Origin of the sequence: Enterococcus sp. DIV0703, from assembly GCF_051711065.1 — a bacterium.
Taxonomy (GTDB): domain Bacteria; phylum Bacillota; class Bacilli; order Lactobacillales; family Enterococcaceae; genus Enterococcus_B; species Enterococcus_B hirae.
Map to the genome: position 1 here is coordinate 2,304,058 of NZ_JBIOLX010000001.1, position 21,360 is coordinate 2,325,417.

Here is a 21,360-nt window from a genome sequence, read left to right on the forward strand (position 1 = left end):
GCTTTTGGTATTCTTCGGCTTATTTTAGAGGTTAGCCAGAAAGGTCATTACCTCCTTGTTTGGTTTATCATAATTAGTGAGCTTTTCTTGAGAAGAAAATTCCTAGAAACAAAAACAGCAAGTGTTTTTTATCAACAAGGCGATCCCTAGCGCTCCTACCAGTTCATTTATTCAAAAATCACTTGTTTCCCGATTTTTTCTAGTTCTAGACTTTTTTTAATCACTAAAGGATCGGTTTGTTCATTCATATTAATCAAAATCAACGTTTTATTATACCAGTTTGCTTTATACCTCAGCTTAGTCACTAATTTATACCAATCTTGAAGTGAGAAGTCTGACAAGAAAGTTTCATTAGGGACAGCTTCTACAAACAAATAGTCATAATAACGAATCAATTTGCCAGATAACTGTTCCAAATAATTTTCTTTTTGAAATTTTTGTTTTAAATAAAGATCCATTACTTTACGCTTTTGTTTTTGATAGTTCTTCGATCGTTCCAAACGAGCTTTTCGTTTCTGAGCTGCCCGTCCCTTAATCCCTAATTTTCTCTTAGCCAGCTGCATTTCTTTTTCAGTTTTTTTCAACAATGGTAATGGTACATCAACTGGAGAGGATGTCTCGATTAGTTTTTGCGGATCATAAGCCACACCGATCCAACGACGAGACTCTGTTATTTCTTTCGCTGAAACCTCACAGAGTAAAGAAACATAAAAAGCTTCATTATACCGTGAGGAGATCGTCGCTGAACGAATCTCTCCTTCGATCGGTCGATGGAGGTTTACCTGAATGAGTTCTTTCTGTTTTGGCAGTTTTAGATACTTATCTTTCAAATAAATTGTGCCTTTTTGATTATTTGTTGTATAAGACTGCCACATACTTTTTTTATTTTTCAATTTTGGAAAACTGGCACGTTTTTTAAAATAATTACGAAACGCACGATCTAGATTTAGTTGTGCATTCGCAAGCGCTAAGCTGTCTGCTTTTTTTAAAAAATCATATTGCTTTTTTAAAGAAGCAGGAGTCAGTGTATAATCGATGACACCTGTTTTAGCGTAGCTTTCCTGACGGGCTTTTAGTAAGTGGTTATACGTAAAACGAACACAGCCAAAATTTTGAACAAACCATTGCTTTTGTGAAGCCGTGGGATAAATTCGGAATTTAAAGGCTTTTAGCATCAGCACTTACCTCCTAAGACGTCACAAGTAAGCTCGCTTCTTTTTGCCGTTTCAATTTTTTTGCGTAATAAGCCACTTCTTGCTCTGTCGCATAGACAAAATGCTCTGGGGCAATTTCTCTTAATGTCCGTTTTTGCCCATCTTCTGGTTCTGGTTGATACTTGATTCTTTTCCGCTGTCTTTCATGATCGGGATCTGGTAGTGGAATTGCAGATAATAAACTTTCCGTATAAGGATGAACCCCATGGTGGTAAATCTCATCACTTGTTCCCATTTCCAATAAACGACCGTTGTGCATGACACCGATCCGATCACTGATATGTTTGACCATGGATAAATCATGAGCAATGAATAAGTACGTTAGTTGTTGTTGTTTTTGCAGATCCTGTAATAAATTGACCACTTGTGCTTGAATCGATACGTCTAAAGCCGAAATCGGCTCATCACAAATAATAAAACGAGGGTTAACTGCTAAGGCACGTGCAATCCCAATCCGTTGTCGTTGTCCACCTGAAAATTCATGAGGATAACGTGTACCATGGCTCGGATTCAATCCTACCGTTCGAAGAAGCTCATCCACTTTTTCTGAACGTTCTTCAGGAGACTTGACCAATCCATTGACATCGATCCCTTCTGCAATGATGTCACGAACTTTCATTCGGGGATTCAATGATGCATAAGGGTCTTGGAAGATCATCTGAACCTCACGGCGAAACTTAGCCATTTCTTGTTTTCCTTTTAGCTTGGTGACATCTTTTCCATCAAAGAAAATCTCGCCATCGGTCGGTTCATTTAAGCGAATGACTGTCCGCCCAGTGGTTGATTTACCACTACCTGATTCACCAACTAAGCCAAAGGTTTCCCCTTCATAAATATGAAAGCTAATATCATTGACTGCGTGAACTTCATTTTTCTTTCCAATATTGAAATATTGTTTTAGACCATTAACCTCTAGCAGTTTTTTTGGCATTCGTCATCCCTCCATTCGCTTTTTGCTTTTCTTCAAAAATCGCCCAACGACGTTTGATTTCTTCAGGTGGCTCTACTTTTGGTGCTTGAGGTGCTAAAAGCCAAGTTGCTGCTTGATGTGTTTTTGATAATTCAAAAAATGGTGGTTCTTCTTCTGCATCAATCTGCAGGGCATATTCATTCCGTGGATAAAAGGCATCGCCTTTAGGTGGATTCAATAAATCAGGTGGTGAACCTGGGATCGCATAAAGTCGTTCATTCGCACTATCTAAGGTCGGCATCGAACCTAACAAGCCCCAAGTGTAAGGATGTTGCGGATGATAAAAAATTTCTTCCGAGGTACCGACTTCAATGATCTTTCCGCCATACATCACCGCTACCCGATCCGCTACATTTGCTACTACACCTAAGTCATGTGTGATAAAGATAATCGAGGTATCGATTTTCGTTTGGATTTCTTTTAGCAGTTCTAAAATCTGGGCTTGAATCGTAACATCTAATGCAGTTGTTGGTTCATCAGCGATCAAGATCTCCGGGTAACAGATCAACGCAATCGCAATGACGATCCGTTGCCGTTGTCCTCCTGAAAATTGGTGAGGATAACTGTTGATCCGTTTTTCAGCCTCAGGAATCCCGACTAAGTTTAGTAATTCCAATGCTGCTTTTTGTCCTTCTTTTTTCGAAACTTTATTGTGTTTTCGCAAGGATTCAGCCACTTGTTTCCCAATCGTCATCGTAGGATCGAGAGAAGTCATTGGATCTTGGAAAATCATTGCGATTTCTTTCCCACGAATTTTTTGCATGGCTTTTTCTGATTGATCGACAATATTTTTTCCTTTGAATAAAATCTCGCCCGAATCGATCGTAGCATTACTTGATAACAATCTCATGATACTTCTGGTAGTGACTGATTTCCCACTACCAGATTCTCCAACAATTGCTAGAGTCTCGCCTTTGTTTAAATGAAAATTGACACCACGGATCGCTCGGACTTTCCCAGCGTACGTATCAAATGAGATTTGCAAATTTTTAACTTCAAGAACTTTTGTCATATTCCTCACTCTTTCATTTTAGGGTCAAAGGCATCACGTAATCCGTCCGCTAGTAAATTGAAGCCGATCATGATAACAGACAACGTTGCCGCAGGGATCCATAATAGATATGGCAGGTACAAGAAAGTTTTATAGCCATCACTCAGCATTGTTCCCAATGAAGCAGATGGTGGCGTTAGCCCCAATCCAATGAAACTTAAAAAGGCTTCAAAGAAAATTGCCGATGGAATACTAAACATCATTTGAATAATGATTACACTGGAAATGTTCGGTAAAATATGTTTGAAGGCAATTTTCAATTTCGATTCACCTAATGTCATACCAGCTAACACATATTCTTGATCTTTCAGTTTCAGGGTTTGCGCTCGAACGATACGAGCCATCGGAATCCAGTTCGTGATCGCCATTGCTGCCACGATGGAAAAAATACCTGGTTCAAAAACAACCAACATTAAAATCATGACTACCAGATTAGGAATCCCAGATAAGATCTCTAAGAAACGTTGCATTCCGTTGTCGATTCGTCCGCCTAGCAGACCAGAAATCAGCCCATAAGCAACACCGATCGTCACATCTAATAATGCAGCAATAAAAGCGATCAGTAAGGAAATTCGTGTTCCCATGAATAGCCGACTTAATACGTCACGTCCTAGACCATCCGTTCCTAAAAAGAAATTCACATTTGCTGGAACATTTGCTTGGGCATATTTATCGACTAACTCACCACCAACCATCGCTTTTCCATTCAATCCATCGATATTTAACCCTGGAATACGTGGGGGTAGATTGATGTAATCAATATTTTGTGCTGTTGGGTTGTGTGGCGAAACAAAGATCGTAACGATCGAGATCAAAATGATCACTGATAGTAAAATCATCGAAACGACTGCAGCTTTGTTTTTCTTTAAACGTCGCCAAGAATCTTGAATGAAATTTAGCGATGGAGCTGCAATTTGTTCTCGTTCTTCTTCAGTGTTTTTTTGTAGCGGAAGAAATTTATCTGCAGGAATATCTGCTATTGTTTCATAACGTTTTGGTATCAGTTCCATCTAGCTTCGACTCCCTTCTGAAACACGGATTCTTGGATCAACTAAACCATACAGCAGGTCAACGACTAAAATCACAAAGATCAACATAAATGAGTAAAGGATCGTTACTGCCATGATCGTTGGATAATCATTCGTCGTGATCGATTTAACGAATTGCTCACCAATACCGGGGATGGCAAAAATGTTTTCGACTACTAACGAACCAGTCATCAAAGCAACTGCTAACGGTCCTAACAATGTCATTAATGGGATCAAACTATTACGAAGACCATGTTTAAAGGCGATCTCCCAACGGCTTAATCCTTTGGCTCTCGCTAATTCCACGTAATCGCTGTGTAATACTTCGACCATTTCTGTTCGGATAAAACGAGCTGAATCGGCTAAAGGTGACATAGCCAATGCAATGGTTGGAAGGATCGTATAAATGAAGCCGTCCCATTTAGCAATCGGCAGTACATGCAAGCGGATCGCAAAAATATATTGTAATAAGACTGCAAAAACAAAGTTAGGGATCGAGCGACCCAAAATAGCAACCAACGTGGAAGAAGTATCTGCCCAAGTGTTTTGCTTCATTGCTGAAATCGTTCCTAAGATCGTACCGATCACTGTTCCAAAAATAATCGCTTGTAGTCCTAGTTGTAATGAAGGACCTACTCTACCAGCTAATAAATGAGCGACAGGCTGATTTTTAAATTGGAAAGAGATACCGAAATCTCCTTGAAGTAAATTTGACAAGTAAATACCATATTGGACGATCACAGGTTTATCCAGTCCAACTTGTTGATTCAACATAGCGATCGTTTCAGGACTCAAGCGCTCTTGGTTGGTATAAGGTGTTCCTGGTAATAATTGCATTAAGAAGAACGTGATTGTGGCAATCAACCAAAGCGTAATGGCCATAAAGAAGACACGTTTCAATACATATTTTAGATAACTATTCACTAATGTTTCCCCCTAGCTTTTGACTTCTGACAAATGTTTCGCTACATTATTAATGAATGAACCAAAGATAAAGGAGCAAACTGATGAAAAAGAAGTCTCTTCCCTACCTGATTGCTGGTGTCTTGATTCTCCTGATTATTGTAAAAAATAGTTTGAATCATCAACTAACACTCACTCAATTATCAAATGATTTATTTTTATGTGCGATGCCGTTTTTGATTATCGGCGGATTTTTATGGGTTTTTTCCTCGGGTTTCTTTGATCATTTTCAACGATCGATCTATTTAGCCCGAACAAGAAACCGCAAGAAAAAACCAGAATTTTCTTCACTCTCGTCTGCCAGCTATGGTATGTATACCTTTTGGCTGATCATTGCCGGAATCTTGCTTGCTCTTTCTATCGTGCTGGTGATTTTTTCGTTTCTATGATACGTAACCTTTAAAAAGTGGAGAGAGATTAAGACAACTGCCTTAATCTCTAGTCCGCTTTTTTTGTCTTAATGTTTGCCTATTCTTCTACATAAGTCCATTTGTAATCCCATGAAGCTCCTGCAGCGTGATGGACAATTCCTTTGATTTTTTCATTGACTAAGTGTCCTTCAGCTTTTTGGTAAACTGGGATCACACCCATATCATCTGCCATGATTTTAGTTGCTTCTTGTAGATCCGCCCAACGTGCTTGCTCATCGCCCGCATCTTTATTCCCTGAGTCATCTACTACTTTGTCGTAGTCCGCATTACTCCATTGTCCACGGTTATAAGAGTTACCTGCAACAAATAGGTCCGTAAAGCTGCTTGGATCAGCATAGTCTGCTGCCCAACCGCCTAATACAGTATCAAAATCTCCTGAAGACGAACGGTCTAAACGAACAGAGAATGGGACTGGTGTTGGTTTAACTTTTACGCCATCTAAATTTTCTTGGATTGAGTTTTGGATATACTCGATCACTTTTTTCGATGCATCATCATCTGAAGCCATCAAATTGAATTCAAGGGAATCAATGCCAAGTTCTTTTTTCGCTTTTTCCCAATATTCTTTTGCTTTGTCTTTATCGTAAGAAACAAGTTTGCCTGCTTCTTTCGCAAAATCTTCATTTGTTTCTGGATTTTTAGACATGTCCGCTGGGATCAAGCCAGTTGACACAACCGATCCATCTCCTAGAACTTGTTTCACTAACGCATCACGATTGATTGAGTATGAAATAGCTTTTCTTAAGTTGACATTTTTAAATGGTGAATCAGCTTCACGTTGGTTCAACTCAATATAGCTCGTACGTGCTTCTTTGACTGACGTATATGCTGGATCATTCGCATTTTGTTGAGCGAGTTCCCCTGAAAGGATGACGTCATCTGCTTGTCCGTCTTTAAAGAGATTCAACGCTGTAGAAGATTCTTTGACCACGCTAACTTTGATTTCAGATAACTTCACTGCATCTTTATCCCAATAATTATCATTTTTCTTGTATGACCATTCAGTATCTGTCCCTGGTCCGTCAAAATCTGTTAAGGTAAACGGTCCATTGTATACTGCTTTATCACTTGCTGAAGCGTAAGCATCACCGTTTTCTTCCACCACTGATTGTTTTTGCGGGAAGAATGATGGGAAAGCAAGTAAATATTGGAAGTATGGCGTTTGTTTCGTTAATGTAATTTCTAATTCATGATCGCCTACTGCTTTGATTCCTAATTCTGATTTATCTTTTTTGCCTGCTGTGATTTCTTCTGCATTCGCTACTGGAGCAAAAAGATACGCATATTCAGAAGCTGTGGCAGCATCCACTGTACGTTGCCAACCATAAACATAATCAGCCGCAACTACTGGATCACCATTGGACCATTTAGCGTCTTCACGCAATTTGATCTTGTAAGTCAACCCATCTTCACTAACTTCTGCCAGCTCACTCGCTCCTGCTGGTTGTGGTTTACTATCCTTATCTAAACGATAGATTCCCTCATACACATTATTTAATGCAGTAAAACTAATTGTATCCGTTGCTAACGATAAATCTGCTGTTGGCATTTCTTGAGGTACGACTAAATTGAATACTCCGCCTCCATCTGTAGAGTTGCCACTCGCTGAATTACTACTTTTTGTATTTGCACTTCCGCCATAACAGCCTGCAAGTACCAGCCCACTCAAGGCTACAACACTAAATGCCCATTTCTTTTTCATTTCCCGTACCCCTTTTGTCGAAATTTTCAGAATAATTAGTTTTTTCTGAGTTGTTTAAGAGTTTAATGAATAATTATTAAAAAAGCAATACTTTTTTCTCGGTTTTTTTTTAAATAATGTCATTATAGTGAAATATTTATTGTTCTTTTCTGAAAATACACTTATTTTATAAGGTTTTATTTCTACTTGATAAAAAAATAAAATAATTTTCATCAAAAAAAAATAAATCGTAAAAACAGCTATAATGTTCGGATTTAGCTCATAAAAAGATTATAATTTTTTATTCTAACAAAAAAACACTAATACTAGAGAACAAAATGGATCGTTCATTTCTCTAATATTAGTGTCTTAATTTATTCCGTTGGCTCTCTTTTGGCCACTCGTTTTGCTAACCAAATATCAGGCTGGTTCCACCCATTCGCATCTGGGATCACACCGATGATCTGATAGCCAAGTTTCTCATAAAATGTATAGGGATGATGATTGATATTTTTGATTTCTTGTAACTTTGCAAAGGTATCTTCAAATAAATCCGTTTCAACTAAATTTGTTTGTCCTTCAACATCATCTGTCCCTAGATAGATGACCAGGCCACCATATGAAGCGACTTCTTTTTCCAGATAGGAAACCAATCGTGTCCCGATTTGTTGTTTGCGATGCGCGCTTGCTACTACCAAAGGATGTAACTCCCACCCTGTTTTGCCATATTGAGGGATCGCTCCAACAAAACCGACCAATTCCTCCCCTTCAATCGCCGATACAGCAATCCGTTCTGGAGCCATCAACTGTTCGACTTCTTTCATCGGCTCTGTTCCATACTCATCAGGCCAAGTCAATCTTAAAAGATCTGCAAGCTGATCTCGCAAGACAATATTCTCACGATCAAACTCACTGATAATCATCGCTATCCCTCCCTTTTCTGCCTATTTTAGCAGTACTAGAAAGAAAAAAGAAAAGTTTATGCTTAAGGTCGTGAAAAGAGCGGTTTGCCCTGAGTATTAAGGATGAAAATCTCGAAACAGCTTTTCATGTTTTGAGATTTTTTGACTTAATACCGAAGGGCAGCTCTTTGAACGCCGTGGATAAGGTCGTGAAAGAAGCGTTCAGCTCCGAGCGAATAAGAGAGGATTTTTTAAAATAGCTTCTCATATTTTAGAAAATCATCGCTTATTGCTGAGGAGTTGCTTCTTGAACGCCGTAAAGGAGGTCATAACAGAAACGATTTACTTTAAAATTTTGCTTTTTTAAATAGATAATAGAAAACGAAATATCAATTTTTATGTTTAACTCTCTCGAAATAAATAAAAATACATATAAGCATCTTATAATAAATAAATACCAGACCCAACATTTCAATACATTTCGTTATTTTTTATAATTATAATAAAGAAATATTGTATATAAAAGTTGACAAAAATTTAATTTAAAAATAAAAAAATTTAAAAAACAAATGATATAAATATTATATTTTAATAAAAATTAAATACTGATTTAATGTATAAATATGTATATTCTATTAAGATTATTACAACAAGTGCTTGTTACCAAAAAAATAGGAGAGTGATTATAGATGGAATTACATGTATCAAGAAATTCAAAATTTTTTTGTTTGGCAATGTCATTTTTGATGGTTTTAAATCTACTGATTAGTACAGGTACAGTTGTTTATGCCAACGAGAGTACTTCCCCTGAAGAATTTCAAAAACAATTGAGTATGGATATCAAAAATAATCGATTACCCCTATTATCTGAGGATCAAAAGCAAATAGAAATCAACAAAATTGCTAAAGAGCTAGCGTTTATGTTTGAAAAAGCACCAATAAAAAATAGTGTTGGTGAAGTTATCGGAATTAATTTCACTAGAATTGAATCACAATTTCCTGAACAAATTAACTCAAATTCATATTATCTATTTAAGCAATTTTTCGAAAATGAACGCTCCATGCATGAAATCGATTCTATAAATGGAAGAGGCTTTACCGATTGTATGGGCAAGAGTATTAAAGAGTATGTAGGAGATACGATCTATATGAGTCTAACTGCTGGTGGATTATGGGCATTGATCCAGAAAAAAGCATGGCAAGAAATAGCTGCTCTTGTTTTTGAAGTAGCTGGTGCCGAATTTACCATCCCAGTAGTAGTTGCTGCTTTAGGCTTAATGAGTATCAAATGTTTGGTATAATGAATAATAGAAAGTTTCTGATATTTTTATCATTATCAATCATCTCAAGTCTCGCTGTCTTGAACGTGACAAAAGATATTCTGTATGCATTATCCTGTTTTGTTCTCTCATGGATATTGTATGGCATTGGGATGAACCGCAAGAACAAACAGTAAATTGAGGTTCTAAGAAAACTCAGCAAAAGACGACAAAGCATAAGGCTTTGTCGTCTTTGTTGTTTCTTCTCCATAGATGCTGGATATTAGCTAATGCTATTTAGTCGTTGCTTTTCCTTTTTTCATTTGTTTACTCCGTAATTGACCACACGCAGCGTCGATATCTGTACCGTGTTCTTTACGGATCACGCAATTGATGCCATTCTTTTTCAATACATCATAAAATTTCAGCACATCTGCTTTAGGACTGCGAGAGTATTGGTCATGTTCACTGACTGGATTATAAGGGATCAAATTCACATACGTTAATTTCTTTTTGTCTTTTAATAGATCCGCTAATTGTTGTGCATGCTCCGGACGATCATTGACTTGATTCAACATGATGTATTCAAACGTGATTCGTCGATTGGTTTTTTCAAGATATTCATCTACTGCAGCCATCAATTTTTCAATTGGGAAACTCCGATTGATCCGCATGATGGAGGTCCGAATCTCGTTATTTGGTGCATGTAATGAGATCGCTAAATTGACTTGCAACCCATTATCAGCAAATTCTTTGATCTTATTTGCCAAACCACTTGTTGAAACAGTAATGTGTCGTGCGCCAATTGCCAACCCTTTGGCATCATTGATGATGTGTAAGAAGTTCATGACATTATCATAATTGTCGAACGGTTCGCCAATGCCCATCACAACCACATGGGACACTCTTTCTCCTTCTTGTCGTTCATCAAAATAGTGTTGAACCATCATGATCTGTGCCACGATTTCTCCAGCTGTCAAATCTCGATTCTTTTTTAACAGACCACTTGCACAAAAAGTACAACCAATATTACAGCCGACTTGTGTCGTCACACATACAGATAATCCATATTCTTGTCTCATCAAGACTGTTTCGATCATATTTTTATCTGGTAATTCAAATAGATATTTGACTGTGCCATCCGTTGCTTCTTGAACCACTATTTGTTTTAACGGATTGATCACAAACTGATCCGTTAACTTTGTTATCAAGTTTTTTGACAAGTTGGTCATTTCGGAGAAGTCTTTGACACGCTTTTGATAAAGCCATTCCCACACTTGGGCGGCACGGAATTTTTTTTCGCCGTTTTCTAAAAACCAATTGGTTAATTCTTCGATTGTTAAACCATAAATGGATTGTTTTTCCAAAATCGTTTCCCTCTTTTTTTCAAAGTATCGCTACATACTATAACTGATTCTAACAACTAATGCAATAGTTCACAAAACAAAGATACCAAATCTTAGGCTGTTTATGAATGCTCCTCCTTTTTTAGCTATCGTTTTTTTGATTTTTATGAATAAGTGATCAATCTCATAAAAAAACCGAAGAACACCCAAAATTACTTTTGGCGTTTCTTCGGTTTCATTGTTAGAACTGACAAGCACATACGCACTTTTTCTATGTTTCGTGATCCGTTGGCATCATATCCATTGGTTCTTCGACTTGCTCAATGAAGACTTTTCTTGGCTTACTTCCTTCTGAAGGTCCTACTACGCCATGTGCTTCTAATTCATCGACTAAGCGTGCTGCCCGATTATAACCAATTCTAAATCTTCTTTGCAATAATGAAATACTTGCTGTCTGCATTTCAATGACAAGTGCTTTAGCTTCTTCAAATAATTCATCTTGTGGTTGTTCTGCGGTACCGCCTGATTCTACTTCATCAGAAGGCATCATTTTTTCTTCATAATGTGCTTCTTGTTGATCTGTTACAAAGTTGACCACTCGTTCTACTTCGTGGTCAGAAATAAACGCACCTTGAACCCGTATCGGTTTGTTTTCACCCATTGGCAAGAAGAGCATATCCCCACGTCCGAGAAGCTTTTCCGCACCATTGGAGTCAATGATCGTACGTGAGTCCGTTCCACTAGAGACTGCAAATGCCATACGAGAAGGAACATTCGCTTTGATGATCCCTGTGATAACATCCACACTTGGACGTTGGGTCGCTAAAATCATATGGATTCCCGCTGCCCGTGCCATTTGGGCCAAACGAATAATAGCATCTTCGACTTCATTGCTGGCAACCATCATCAAGTCAGCTAATTCATCCACGATCACCACGATAAATGGTAAGGTAGGATGTTTCGTTCCATTTTCCAAGTTTTTTTGTTGGACAAATTCATTATAACCAGTGATATTTCTAACACCAGTAGCAGCGAATTTTTCATAACGTTCTTCCATTTCTTGAACGACTTTCTGCAACGCTTGAGCAGCTTTTCTCGGGTTAGTCACAACTGGCGTCAAAAGATGAGGAATCCCATTGTACATGTTCAATTCCACCATTTTGGGGTCGATCATCATCAATTTGACTTCATGGGGTTTTGCTCGCATCAAAATGCTGGTAATGATCCCATTGATTGCTACCGATTTCCCACTACCTGTCGATCCGGCTACTAATAAGTGAGGCATTTTAGAAAGGTCTGCGGTTTGGACTCGCCCAGAAACATCTCTTCCTAATGGCACTTCTAACAGCTTATCTGGATGATTGGGTTGCGCTTCGATGATTTCTCTAAATGACACCATGCTGATCTTGCTATTCGGTACTTCGATTCCGATCAATGATTTACCTGGGATCGGTGCTTCCATCCGAACATCTTTAGCCGCTAATGCTAATGCAATGTCATCCGTTAAACTGACGATTTTACTTACTTTGACACCCACTGCTGGTTGGACTTCAAATTTTGTCACAGAGGGTCCTAAACTTGCTTTGACGACTTTCGCATCTACGCCAAAACTTTGAAAAGTTTGTTCCAAGACTCCGATATTTTTCTCGATTTTTTTATACTCGTCACTTTGATCCGTCGTTTTTACCGAGTCCAGTAAATCGATTGACGGTAATTCATAATCTTGATTTTCCTGCTCTGCTTCGATTTCAAATTCTAATGCTGTCCCATCATCTTCTAAGCTCTCTGCTTCTAACGGTTCAGATGCAGTAGGCGTTGTGACCGTTGGCTCTGCTTTTGGCATATCCATTGTCGCAGATGGGACAGTTCCTTGAAAACTATCGATCGGTACAAAACTGAGTTGTTCTGGTTCATCATCTGCTATTTTTTCATAAGAAGGCGCAGACTTTGCTTGTTGTTCAGCGGAACGACGTTTTTCCAGCTCAGCGATCTCAGCTTCTGCCGCTTCTTTTGCTGCTAATTTTTTCTCTTCTCGTGCTTTCGCTCGTTGCTTTTGCCGTTCTTCTTTCGCCGCTTGTTTCTTCGCTTGCTTTGCAGGATCTCCTTCCAGCAGTGCTTGCATTCGTTCTCCCATCACTTGCAAGCTATTGACTAATTGATAGCCTTCGATATTGCTAAATAAAATTGCACCACTTATTAATAATAAAATGGCAACAAAGTAACTACCAGGTTGAGCAATCAAGAAATACGTAAAATTATAGAGTGCTGCTCCAACCATCCCACCACCAACATTACTGCTGACTCGAGCATGCTGGATGTCACTTGCTAACAGATCCCAAGTGGTTCCTAGAATGTTTGGTTCGCCACTATGGAGTTTTCCGAATAGATGGGCATGTAAAAAGAGAAGAATTCCTAAGTAAAAAAGAATGCCTCCAAACCACCGACGGCTTTTACCGATTTTAAAATCGGTATTTTTTACAACGACCCAAAAACCTAAAATAGCTAATAATATACAGAGAAGCTGATAAGTGTTCCCTGCAATGATCCGAAAACCATTTGCCACTAAAATACCTAAAAAACCTAGTTTTAAAAAGCCAAATACGGCAAATAAGATCAATGCAAATCCGATACTGATCGCAAGAAGTTGTTCCTGCTGCTGTTGTTGCTTTTTCGTCTTTTTCTTTTTCTTTGCAGGACGTTTTTTCTTTGCCATTTTTATCCCTCATTTCATCAAGTTCCATTATACAAAAAAAAGCGAGGGAACAAAAGTTTTGTTTCTAAGTTTAAAGTTTTTCTTTTCGAACACTGTATTTATATACTTTAAGAAACTTTTTCAAATAACCAATGGCTAGATCCTGCACCCCTATCGAGAAACTATGATAAAAAAACCGAAATTCATTTGGTTCATTCAGTGAACTCAATGAAGCTGGAAAGTTTTATCCTCACTGCTTCTATTTTTAGATAAAAGCGATCACGCTTTATTTCCCTGAACGTTTACTATCAAAAAGGTCAGATCGTTGAGCCATTTTCTTTGATCACTTGTTGGTACCAATAGTAACTATCTTTCTTGTAGCGATCCAATGATCCTGCTTGAGTTTCATCTTGATCGACATAAACAAATCCATAACGTTTTTGGTAGCCATTCAACCAACTTAACAGATCAGTGTAAGACCACGTACAATAGCCAAGGACTTCAGCACCATCTGAGATCGCTTCTTTAATCGCTTTGACATGACTTGAAAGGTAAGCGATACGATACTCATCGTGGATCTTTTTATCCTCTGTCAATTCATCGTATTCCCCTAAACCATTTTCAGTAATCAATACAGGCATCCGGTAGCGACTCGTAATCCGTCTTAAAGCGATCCTCAATCCTTCTGGGTCGATCTCCCAATCCCAATTCGTACGTTCAACGAAAGGATTGTCGACTTTTTTGTACATTCCTGGGACGCCTGTTTCTTCAGAAGATCCTTTTTTCCCAGTCGTATTCATTTTGCCAGCTCCTACACCATCCAACGGATTAAAGGCATTAGTCGCTGTTTGATAATAGTTGATCCCCAAGAAGTCTGGTTTAGCAGATTCAAGCAGTTCTGCGTCTCCTTCAACCATTTCAGGTGCCCAGCCACGTTCTTCTAAAAATTTCATAGCGGCGATCGGGTACTTGCCCCACATGTAGACATCCATCCAGTAATGAGCCATCAAATCTTCCGCATTTTCTGCAGCTAAAATATTTTTAGGATCGCTGTTGATCGGATAATTAGGTGTGTAAGCAAAACTTGGACCGATTTTACCTGGCATTCCTAATTCATGAAACTTATTGATCACTGCTGCATTTGCTAAGTTAGCAATATGGTTCACTTGATACATCCGTTTCGGATCAGTAACACCTGGTGGATGAGCAGCTAATAAATAGCCTAGTGAAGTAAAAATATTTTGTTCATTCAAGCTGATCCAATAATGGACTTTTCCTCGAAAAGCATTAAATAATGTTTCAGCATAATTAGTGAAATCTTCAATGATTTGGCGTGATTCCCAACCTGCATACTCATCTTGCAAGGCTTGTGGAAGATCCCAATGATACAATGTCAACATTGGTTCAATCCCGTTTTCAATCAACTCGTCGATCAGCTCTTCATAAAAAGCTAACCCTGCTTGATTGATTTCCCCACGACCATTAGGAAAAATGCGAGTCCAAGCAACTGAAAAACGATACGCTTTCAATCCTTGTTCTTTCATTAAAGCAATATCTTCTTTAAAGCGATGATAGTGATCAACCGCTAGATCGCCGTTTGTTCCTTTAAAAGTTTTCCCTGGAATACGGACAAAACGATCCCATACCGATTCTCCTTTGCCGTCTTCTTGCCAGGCTCCTTCAACTTGATAAGCCGCTGAGGCTGATCCCCAAAGAAAGTCTTGGGGAAATTCAGTTAATTTTTGGTGTTCCATCAATCTCTTCCTTTCTTGCTTCAATCCTTACTAAAAAAGGATAACACGAAACCCCTTTCAATACAAAAGGAGAAATCAATCATTGAACAATTTTATGATCATTGGAATTTTTCAGACAAAAAATAAGCAAGAATTTTTTAAAATATGTGTTTCAAAAATTCTTGCTTATTCATTTGGCCCAGGTTAATTTCATAGGTTTTATCGTGTGAACTAAGAGACACTCAAATTACCACGCTTCTTTTTAAGACACTCAATGATGTTAGATTGCCTGTTTACTTCTGAACGGGTGTCACATCTTCACCAAACCATTTGTCTGAGATTTGTTGGAATTCTCCTGTTTTTTCTAATTCCGCAATCCCTTCATTGATTTTCTTCACTAATTCCTTGTCTTTCTTTCGGGCACCCACGACAAAATCTTCGCTTTGATAATCCCCTTTGATCATATTGAACTGATCCAACTCATTTTTTTGCTTCAAGTAAAAACCAGCATATACTTTATCCATCAATAACCCATCGATCCGTCCACTCTTCAAATCGATCAATGCTTCATTAAAGCTATCATATAAAACAGCATCCTGATTTTTTACAATATCTTTTAATATTTTTGGTTGTTTGATAAAGGCATCATAACCAGAAGAACCATTTTGAGCTCCTAGGATTTTGTCCTTCATTTGAGCAAAGCTGGTGATCCCTGATTTTTTCGTAGTGATCAGGACTTGTTCGTTTTGCATATAAGGTTTGGAAAATTGGACTTTTTTTGCTCTTTCAGCTGTTTTAGTATACCCATTCCAAATGAGATCAATCGTCCCATTATTCAATTCAAACTCTTTCATGGACCAGTCAATGGGTTGGAAAACGACTTTGATGTCATATTCTCTAAAAACTGCTCTAGCAAGGTCAATATCAAAACCTGTTAGTTTTCCTTCTTTATCACGAAACCCCATCGGTACAAAGGTGTCATCTAACCCGATGATGATCTTTTTTTCTGATTGAATCGTTGACCAATTGTCTTTATCTGTCTTTTCATTCCTACAACCAGAAAGAAAGACGATCCCTGCAACTATCGCAAGTAGCAAACTGATTTTTTTCATCAAGTGTCCCTCCTTCTTACTTGTTTGGGATGACCTTCACGAGTTGATCTCCCACATTTTCCGCAAACACCAAATCATGGGTTACGATGATTTGTGTCACACCTTCTGCCTTCAATGAGACGATCAAGTTTTCTACTTGTTGTCGCAGCTCAGGGTCTAAGGCACTTGTCGGTTCATCATAAGCAAGAACTCGAGGATTCATTGCCAAGGCACGTGCGATCGCTACCCGTTGTTTTTGACCGCCAGATAATTGATAAGGATAGTTGTTGAGTAAATCACTGATCCCAAGTGAATCGGCTAATTCCTGTGCTTTTTTCGTATACGTTTCTTTCGATTGCTTCAACACCATTTTAGGCGCTAAAGTGATATTGTCAAAAATACTTAAGTGTGGAAACAGTTGAAAATCTTGGAAAACAACACCTACGACTTGCTCTTTCGTTTTCAATTCAAATGGGTCAAAGGCTACACCATCCAGATAAAATTCCCCACTGTCTGCTTTTTCCAATCCTGCTAAGATTCTCAAAAGTGTCGTTTTCCCTCCACCAGAAGGACCGACGATCGCCATGGTTTGACCATCTGGAATGACTAGATCTAACGCGTTGATTACTTTCTTTTCTCCAAATGCTTTATTTACTTTCTTTAATTCAATCATGTCCATTCCTCCTAGCGATAATAGTTTAATTTTCCTTCTACTTGTTTCATGATGATCGTTAAGATCCCGGTTAGTGCTAGATAGATGAAAGCCACACCTAGTAATGGTAGCAATGTTGCATCACGTTCCATCGCAATCTTCCCTGCTCGCATAACGTCTCCTAGTCCTAAGATATAGATCAATGAAGAGTCTTTCACTAAGTTAATCACTTCGTTCCCAACCGATGGTAAAACGATTTTTGTCACTTGTGGGATAATGATTTTTGTGACGGTTTGAAAAGGACTCAACTGTAACACTTGCGCAGCTTCATATTGTCCTTGGGGAATCGATTGAATCCCCCCACGAAAAATCTCAGCAAAATAAGCGGCATAATTTAAAACAAAAGCCAATAATGCTGCCTCAAAACGGTCAAAGACGATCCCGATCGTTGGCAATCCATAAAAAACAAAAATCAATTGTAGTAATAACGGTGTACCACGCATGACCCAGACATAGGTCTGCAAGATATAACGAATTGGTTTAAAATGTAAAGACAACCCTAATGCTAAAATGATCCCTAATGGCAATGAACCAATCAAGGTAAAAATAAATAATTTCAACGTTGTAAGAGCCCCTACTAATAGTTGTGGCATGACTTCCAGCAAATAATTCATTTTTTTCTTCCTCCTTTTAAATAAAAAAATCCCCTTGACTCTCGTCAAGAGGACGCATTACACGTGTTCCCACCTCTGTTTGTTTCTTTTTCACAAAAGAAACCTCACGCAGTCATTCCAGAAAATGAGGTAAAACAAAAGTAATTGTTGTTGGACATTTACTTCACACGAAAATAAAAAAAAAACGTCCTTCGGTCAAATGACCAAAGGACGTAAATTACGTGGTTCCACCTTTTTTTGCTAGTCCCTCACGGAAACTAACCTTATCTGGTCATCAAGCAATGACCGCAGCTGTAACGGGCTTCCCGGATTTTCCTACTGTATTTCAGAAAATCGACTCCAAGATGTGTTTCACCATTAACTGCTATCTCTTTCCACCTGCCAGAGACTCTCTTCAAACATTTAATCGCTACTCTTCTTTTCGATGTCGTTGATTTTAACTTACGTGTAATTTACACGATTATTTTTCTTTTGTCAATTATTTTTTTATAATGAATGAAAGAAAAAGAAAGGAAGCGATCAATCGATGGTTTTTGCTACTGAAAAAGAAGCCTATCAATTACTTGATTTACTAGGCATTTCCTATCAAAAGGTGGATCATCCACCGATTACTTCTGTCAAAAATCTGCCATTTACACTACCAGGACCTCAAGTGAAGAATCTCGTGTTAAAAGCAAAAAAAGGGAAACAAATTTATCTTGTTATCTTACCTGATGAAAAGCAGGCAAATTTGAAACAACTTGCAGAACATCTGAATGAGAAGCGTTTGTCTTTTCTTTCAGAAGAACAGCTCCTTGATTTATTAGGGGTAGCTCCCGGTACTGTTACACCTTTTGCATTGATGCATGATCAAGAAAAAGCGATTCAAGTAGTCATTGACTCAGCCATTGATCAAACCTCTACCGTAGGATTTCATCCAAATGTCAACACGACAACATTGATCTTATCATTTTTAGATTTCATCAAGATTTTAGAATACCTTGAACATCCACCTATCTACGAAGATTTATAAGCACGGCTATTTGTGATAAAAAACCCAACATACAAAAAATGAGGTTCCTCCTAAAATTGTACGTAAAAACAACAATTTCTAAGAGGAACCTCATGACTTATGTCTCAGACTAAGCTTCTTTCACATTCTAAACCATGTTATATAAACAGCAATCACTTGAAACCAATCACCATTTTTTAACATACAATAGTGGTCTCAAAAACCATTGCTGATTTTCAACAAACGACACGCTATTTCTTCATTGCTGCTTTTAAAGCTGCAGCAAGTGGGCTTTCTTCCGGTTCTTCTGCTTGCGTGTACTTTTTCAATAAACGACGTTCTTCGTGCTTCGTCATTTTTTTCTTTTGTTCTTTTTTATCTAACATTTTTTCGGTCGTCCCATCATATTTACAACGGAAATAAGCGCCATTTTTGCCTTCGATGATCTCCATTTTCCGATGACATTGTGGACAACGATGGTTCGAGACTTTTGGATCTTTTCTTCTACGGTAATGACAATCTTGATTCGTGCAGACATAGATTTTGCCATCTCGAGTATTTTTTTCTCTAAGATTGGAACCGCAGTCTGGACATTTTTTCTGTGTGATCGAGAAATCTTGGTAAGATTGTTTACTTGTTTTGATTTCTTGTACCAATCGTTTTGTTTCTTTTTCAATGCCCCTTAAAAATTGGCTAGCTTGTTTTTGCCCCGCTGCAATCGCTTCTAAGTCTTTCTCCCAACTTTCTGTTAAATCAGGGGTCACTAAGGAAGGATTGACTAATTCCAATAATTGCTTCCCTTTTGGTGAGACTTGCAAGCCTTGCGGTGTTCGTTCCATCAATTCCGATTTGATCAACTTTTCAATGATTTCGGCGCGAGTTGCCGGTGTTCCTAAACTATGTTTTTCCATAAGTCCTAGTAAACTCGCCTCTGTCAAAGGCTTAGGCGGTGCCGATAGTTCTTTCTTGATCGTAAATTCTGGTTGGATACGCATTCCCTCCATCCAGTCCACTTCATTGCTCTCCTTTTGACTGACATCTTTCCAACCAGCTTGAAGGACTTGATTTTGATGGAATACAAATTGTTCTTTGCCAAATGTCACAGTCACTTTTGTTTGACTGATTTTGTGTGGTTCAGCGAATAATCCTAAGAATCGAGTAACAATCATCTGATAGATTTTTTGTTCTTCGTTGCTAAGTTTCTCATAGCGTGGACGATTTTCAGTTGGTAATAACGCATGGTGATCAGTGACTTTACTGTCTTGGAATACTTTTGTTTGTCGAACAACTGCCCCATTTTTTAAATACTGTTTCACTTCTGGAGAAAAATCGCTGACCGCCTGTAAACGCTCTTTCATCGTACTTTTCATATCACTCGTCAGATATTTGCTATCTGTACGAGGGTACGTCACGATTTTATGCGTTTCATATAAACTTTGGACCAGTCCCAAAGTTTTTTTAGCAGAGTAGCCATAACGTTGGTTTGCTTCTCGCTGGATCTCCGTTAGATCATAAGGTAATGGTGCCGGCTCCACTTTTACTTTTTCTTGGATGGCTGTCACAGTCCCTTTATTTTTAGCTAACTCTTTCACTAATGATTGAGCTTCTTCATGAGATTTCAATGCGAATTGATTTTTTTGAACCATCTTTGCTTGTTGTTTTTGCACATCTAATAAAATTGAAAAATAGGTTTGTGGTCTAAATGTCTCAATTTTCCGTTCTTGTGTTCTAACCAATGCGAGTGTTGGAGTTTGAACTCGACCAGCAGATAGATTATCTTGATACTTCACAGTCAGCGCCCGTGTCACGTTCAATCCTACTAACCAGTCAGCCTTTGCTCTAGCTAGCGCCGAATAGTAAAGTGCATCATAGTCTTTTGCGGGCTTCAATTGTTTGAATCCTGTCTTGATTGCTTTATCTGTTTGGGAAGAAATCCAAAGACGTTTCACTGGTTTATTGAAGCGGACATATTCCAAGATCCACCGAGCAACCAATTCCCCTTCTCTTCCGGCATCCGTAGCGATCACAGCCTCTGACACATCTTTACGTTGCGCCAATTGCTTGATTGTTTTTAATTGGTGACCTGTTTTAGGCAGTGGTTTGATTCCTAAATTTTTAGGAATCATCGGCAACGTTTCCATTTGCCAACTTTGCCATTCTTTATTGAGGTCTTCAGGCATTTTCAGCCCTAACAAATGACCAAGGGCCCAAGTAACGATCACCTTGGGTCCTTCGTAATAATTTTTGTGTTTTTGATTAGCACCAAGCACCTTGCTTAGGTCTTTCGCAACGCTTGGTTTTTCCGCTAGAATTAGTTGTTTCATAAAATTCCTTTCTGCTTTCTAAAGTGATTGGCTGATGATTTTTCAATAAGGCTAACCCTTTATATTGTTGAAGATCATCATCACATTCTTCACACCAGCGCTCGTCTCCGTCATTCCAGAAGGCACTTAGAAAGTTGCTTTTTGCATGGATATATTCGTATTTATTTTTGATTGCAAGCCATTTTTGTTCATAATTAACCTGTGCTTCTTCAAAAGAATCAAATGTTTCTTCTACTTCGATATCCTCTTCCCAATTCTCAAAGAACCACCAAGGCTCATTATCTCCGAACATTGTCACTACTTGATACATACTCGTGCTCCTTCTCTACGATTTTACTAGACTCATCTTAGACACTTT

The 21,360-nt window shown here is 38.3% G+C and carries 18 protein-coding genes and 1 other annotated feature; of the genes, 3 read left to right on the plus strand and 15 right to left on the minus strand.

Features of this window, described 5'->3' with window-relative positions; genetic code table 11:
- Positions 1-167: 167 nt before the first annotated feature.
- The 5 genes from IGK81_RS10565 to opp3b are packed head-to-tail and all read right to left on the minus strand — an operon-like array spanning position 168 to position 5,187.
- Positions 168-1,175, minus strand: coding sequence for an RNA-guided endonuclease TnpB family protein (locus IGK81_RS10565; protein ID WP_034700625.1), 1,008 nt, complete (start codon positions 1,173-1,175; stop codon positions 168-170).
- Between the two features lie 13 nt (positions 1,176-1,188).
- The gene (locus IGK81_RS10570) at positions 1,189-2,145 is read right to left on the minus strand and encodes an ABC transporter ATP-binding protein (RefSeq protein ID WP_010720784.1); all 957 of its coding nucleotides are present in this window, start codon (positions 2,143-2,145) and stop codon (positions 1,189-1,191) included.
- Positions 2,120-3,196, minus strand: coding sequence for an ABC transporter ATP-binding protein (locus IGK81_RS10575; RefSeq protein WP_010720785.1), 1,077 nt, complete (start codon positions 3,194-3,196; stop codon positions 2,120-2,122). Before IGK81_RS10575 ends, IGK81_RS10570 begins: the two co-directional genes overlap by 26 nt.
- A 5-nt stretch (positions 3,197-3,201) precedes the next feature.
- Positions 3,202-4,245 (minus strand): ABC transporter permease, encoded by a 1,044-nt coding sequence (locus tag IGK81_RS10580; RefSeq protein ID WP_010737155.1) that lies wholly within the window; start codon positions 4,243-4,245, stop codon positions 3,202-3,204.
- A complete protein-coding gene (gene opp3b / locus IGK81_RS10585) occupies positions 4,246-5,187 on the minus strand; it encodes an oligopeptide ABC transporter permease (protein WP_010720787.1) in 942 nt (313 codons plus the stop codon).
- A gap of 83 nt (positions 5,188-5,270) precedes the next feature.
- Between opp3b and IGK81_RS10590 the strand changes: the two genes are divergently transcribed.
- Positions 5,271-5,615, plus strand: coding sequence for a DUF3899 domain-containing protein (locus IGK81_RS10590; protein ID WP_010720788.1), 345 nt, complete (start codon positions 5,271-5,273; stop codon positions 5,613-5,615).
- A gap of 79 nt (positions 5,616-5,694) precedes the next feature.
- Here IGK81_RS10590 and IGK81_RS10595 read toward each other — a convergent pair whose 3' ends face one another.
- Together IGK81_RS10595 and IGK81_RS10600 are read right to left on the minus strand one after the other, a co-directional pair.
- Positions 5,695-7,359, minus strand: a complete 1,665-nt coding sequence (locus tag IGK81_RS10595; protein ID WP_010737154.1) for a peptide ABC transporter substrate-binding protein — start codon at positions 7,357-7,359, stop codon at positions 5,695-5,697.
- Positions 7,360-7,712: 353 nt separating this feature from the next.
- Positions 7,713-8,261, minus strand: a complete 549-nt coding sequence (locus IGK81_RS10600; RefSeq protein ID WP_034700626.1) for an aminoglycoside 6'-N-acetyltransferase — start codon at positions 8,259-8,261, stop codon at positions 7,713-7,715.
- Positions 8,262-8,929: 668 nt separating this feature from the next.
- Between IGK81_RS10600 and IGK81_RS10605 the strand changes: the two genes are divergently transcribed.
- Entirely contained in the window at positions 8,930-9,541 is a 612-nt protein-coding gene (locus tag IGK81_RS10605; RefSeq protein WP_034700628.1) for a hypothetical protein, read from the plus strand.
- A gap of 251 nt (positions 9,542-9,792) precedes the next feature.
- Here the strand turns inward: IGK81_RS10605 and rlmN are convergent, their stop codons facing one another.
- The 6 genes from rlmN to IGK81_RS10635 all read right to left on the minus strand — a co-directional run bounded on the left by rlmN (position 9,793) and on the right by IGK81_RS10635 (position 17,687).
- Entirely contained in the window at positions 9,793-10,866 is a 1,074-nt protein-coding gene (rlmN, locus tag IGK81_RS10610; RefSeq protein WP_034700629.1) for a 23S rRNA (adenine(2503)-C(2))-methyltransferase RlmN, read from the minus strand.
- A 250-nt stretch (positions 10,867-11,116) separates the two neighbouring features.
- Positions 11,117-13,558 carry a DNA translocase FtsK gene (locus IGK81_RS10615; RefSeq protein WP_412003980.1) on the minus strand — a complete coding sequence of 814 codons (2,442 nt, stop codon included), beginning with the start codon at positions 13,556-13,558 and terminating at the stop codon, positions 11,117-11,119.
- Positions 13,559-13,854: 296 nt separating this feature from the next.
- Complete coding sequence (locus tag IGK81_RS10620; protein ID WP_010720794.1) at positions 13,855-15,291, minus strand: glycoside hydrolase family 1 protein; 1,437 nt, start codon at positions 15,289-15,291, stop codon at positions 13,855-13,857.
- 272 nt (positions 15,292-15,563) lie between these two features.
- Positions 15,564-16,382 (minus strand): amino acid ABC transporter substrate-binding protein, encoded by an 819-nt coding sequence (locus IGK81_RS10625; RefSeq protein WP_034700631.1) that lies wholly within the window; start codon positions 16,380-16,382, stop codon positions 15,564-15,566.
- 16 nt (positions 16,383-16,398) lie between these two features.
- Positions 16,399-17,034 (minus strand): amino acid ABC transporter ATP-binding protein, encoded by a 636-nt coding sequence (locus tag IGK81_RS10630; RefSeq protein ID WP_034700633.1) that lies wholly within the window; start codon positions 17,032-17,034, stop codon positions 16,399-16,401.
- Between the two features lie 11 nt (positions 17,035-17,045).
- Positions 17,046-17,687: an amino acid ABC transporter permease gene (locus IGK81_RS10635; protein ID WP_010720797.1), complete on the minus strand. Its 642-nt coding sequence runs from the start codon at positions 17,685-17,687 to the stop codon at positions 17,046-17,048.
- A gap of 203 nt (positions 17,688-17,890) precedes the next feature.
- Positions 17,891-18,121 (minus strand) — a binding site (T-box leader).
- A gap of 92 nt (positions 18,122-18,213) precedes the next feature.
- Between IGK81_RS10635 and IGK81_RS10640 the strand changes: the two genes are divergently transcribed.
- Entirely contained in the window at positions 18,214-18,699 is a 486-nt protein-coding gene (locus IGK81_RS10640; protein ID WP_034700635.1) for a prolyl-tRNA synthetase associated domain-containing protein, read from the plus strand.
- A 230-nt stretch (positions 18,700-18,929) separates the two neighbouring features.
- Here the strand turns inward: IGK81_RS10640 and IGK81_RS10645 are convergent, their stop codons facing one another.
- Both IGK81_RS10645 and IGK81_RS10650 read right to left on the minus strand, forming a co-directional pair.
- The gene (locus IGK81_RS10645; RefSeq protein WP_080704624.1) at positions 18,930-21,002 is read right to left on the minus strand and encodes a DNA topoisomerase III; all 2,073 of its coding nucleotides are present in this window, start codon (positions 21,000-21,002) and stop codon (positions 18,930-18,932) included.
- Positions 20,935-21,312, minus strand: coding sequence for a DUF1033 family protein (locus IGK81_RS10650; RefSeq protein WP_010720800.1), 378 nt, complete (start codon positions 21,310-21,312; stop codon positions 20,935-20,937). Before IGK81_RS10650 ends, IGK81_RS10645 begins: the two co-directional genes overlap by 68 nt.
- Between the last annotated feature and the right edge of the window lie 48 nt (positions 21,313-21,360).

Excerpts from the sequence above, each read along its gene's own strand:
- IGK81_RS10605 (WP_034700628.1), top strand. The coding sequence starts at position 8,930 with ATGGAATTACATGTATCAAGAAATTCAAAATTTTTTTGTTTGGCAATG.
- IGK81_RS10595 (WP_010737154.1), bottom strand. The coding sequence starts at position 7,359 with ATGAAAAAGAAATGGGCATTTAGTGTTGTAGCCTTGAGTGGGCTGGTA.
- IGK81_RS10570 (WP_010720784.1), bottom strand. The coding sequence starts at position 2,145 with ATGCCAAAAAAACTGCTAGAGGTTAATGGTCTAAAACAATATTTCAAT.
- IGK81_RS10650 (WP_010720800.1), bottom strand. The coding sequence starts at position 21,312 with ATGTATCAAGTAGTGACAATGTTCGGAGATAATGAGCCTTGGTGGTTC.
- IGK81_RS10620 (WP_010720794.1), bottom strand. The coding sequence starts at position 15,291 with ATGGAACACCAAAAATTAACTGAATTTCCCCAAGACTTTCTTTGGGGA.
- IGK81_RS10645 (WP_080704624.1), bottom strand. The coding sequence starts at position 21,002 with ATGAAACAACTAATTCTAGCGGAAAAACCAAGCGTTGCGAAAGACCTA.
- IGK81_RS10580 (WP_010737155.1), bottom strand. The coding sequence starts at position 4,245 with ATGGAACTGATACCAAAACGTTATGAAACAATAGCAGATATTCCTGCA.
- IGK81_RS10600 (WP_034700626.1), bottom strand. The coding sequence starts at position 8,261 with ATGATTATCAGTGAGTTTGATCGTGAGAATATTGTCTTGCGAGATCAG.
- IGK81_RS10590 (WP_010720788.1), top strand. The coding sequence starts at position 5,271 with ATGAAAAAGAAGTCTCTTCCCTACCTGATTGCTGGTGTCTTGATTCTC.
- IGK81_RS10635 (WP_010720797.1), bottom strand. The coding sequence starts at position 17,687 with ATGAATTATTTGCTGGAAGTCATGCCACAACTATTAGTAGGGGCTCTT.
- IGK81_RS10575 (WP_010720785.1), bottom strand. The coding sequence starts at position 3,196 with ATGACAAAAGTTCTTGAAGTTAAAAATTTGCAAATCTCATTTGATACG.
- IGK81_RS10565 (WP_034700625.1), bottom strand. The coding sequence starts at position 1,175 with ATGCTAAAAGCCTTTAAATTCCGAATTTATCCCACGGCTTCACAAAAG.
- IGK81_RS10630 (WP_034700633.1), bottom strand. The coding sequence starts at position 17,034 with ATGATTGAATTAAAGAAAGTAAATAAAGCATTTGGAGAAAAGAAAGTA.
- IGK81_RS10615 (WP_412003980.1), bottom strand. The coding sequence starts at position 13,558 with ATGGCAAAGAAAAAACGTCCTGCAAAGAAAAAGAAAAAGACGAAAAAG.
- IGK81_RS10640 (WP_034700635.1), top strand. The coding sequence starts at position 18,214 with ATGGTTTTTGCTACTGAAAAAGAAGCCTATCAATTACTTGATTTACTA.
- IGK81_RS10625 (WP_034700631.1), bottom strand. The coding sequence starts at position 16,382 with ATGAAAAAAATCAGTTTGCTACTTGCGATAGTTGCAGGGATCGTCTTT.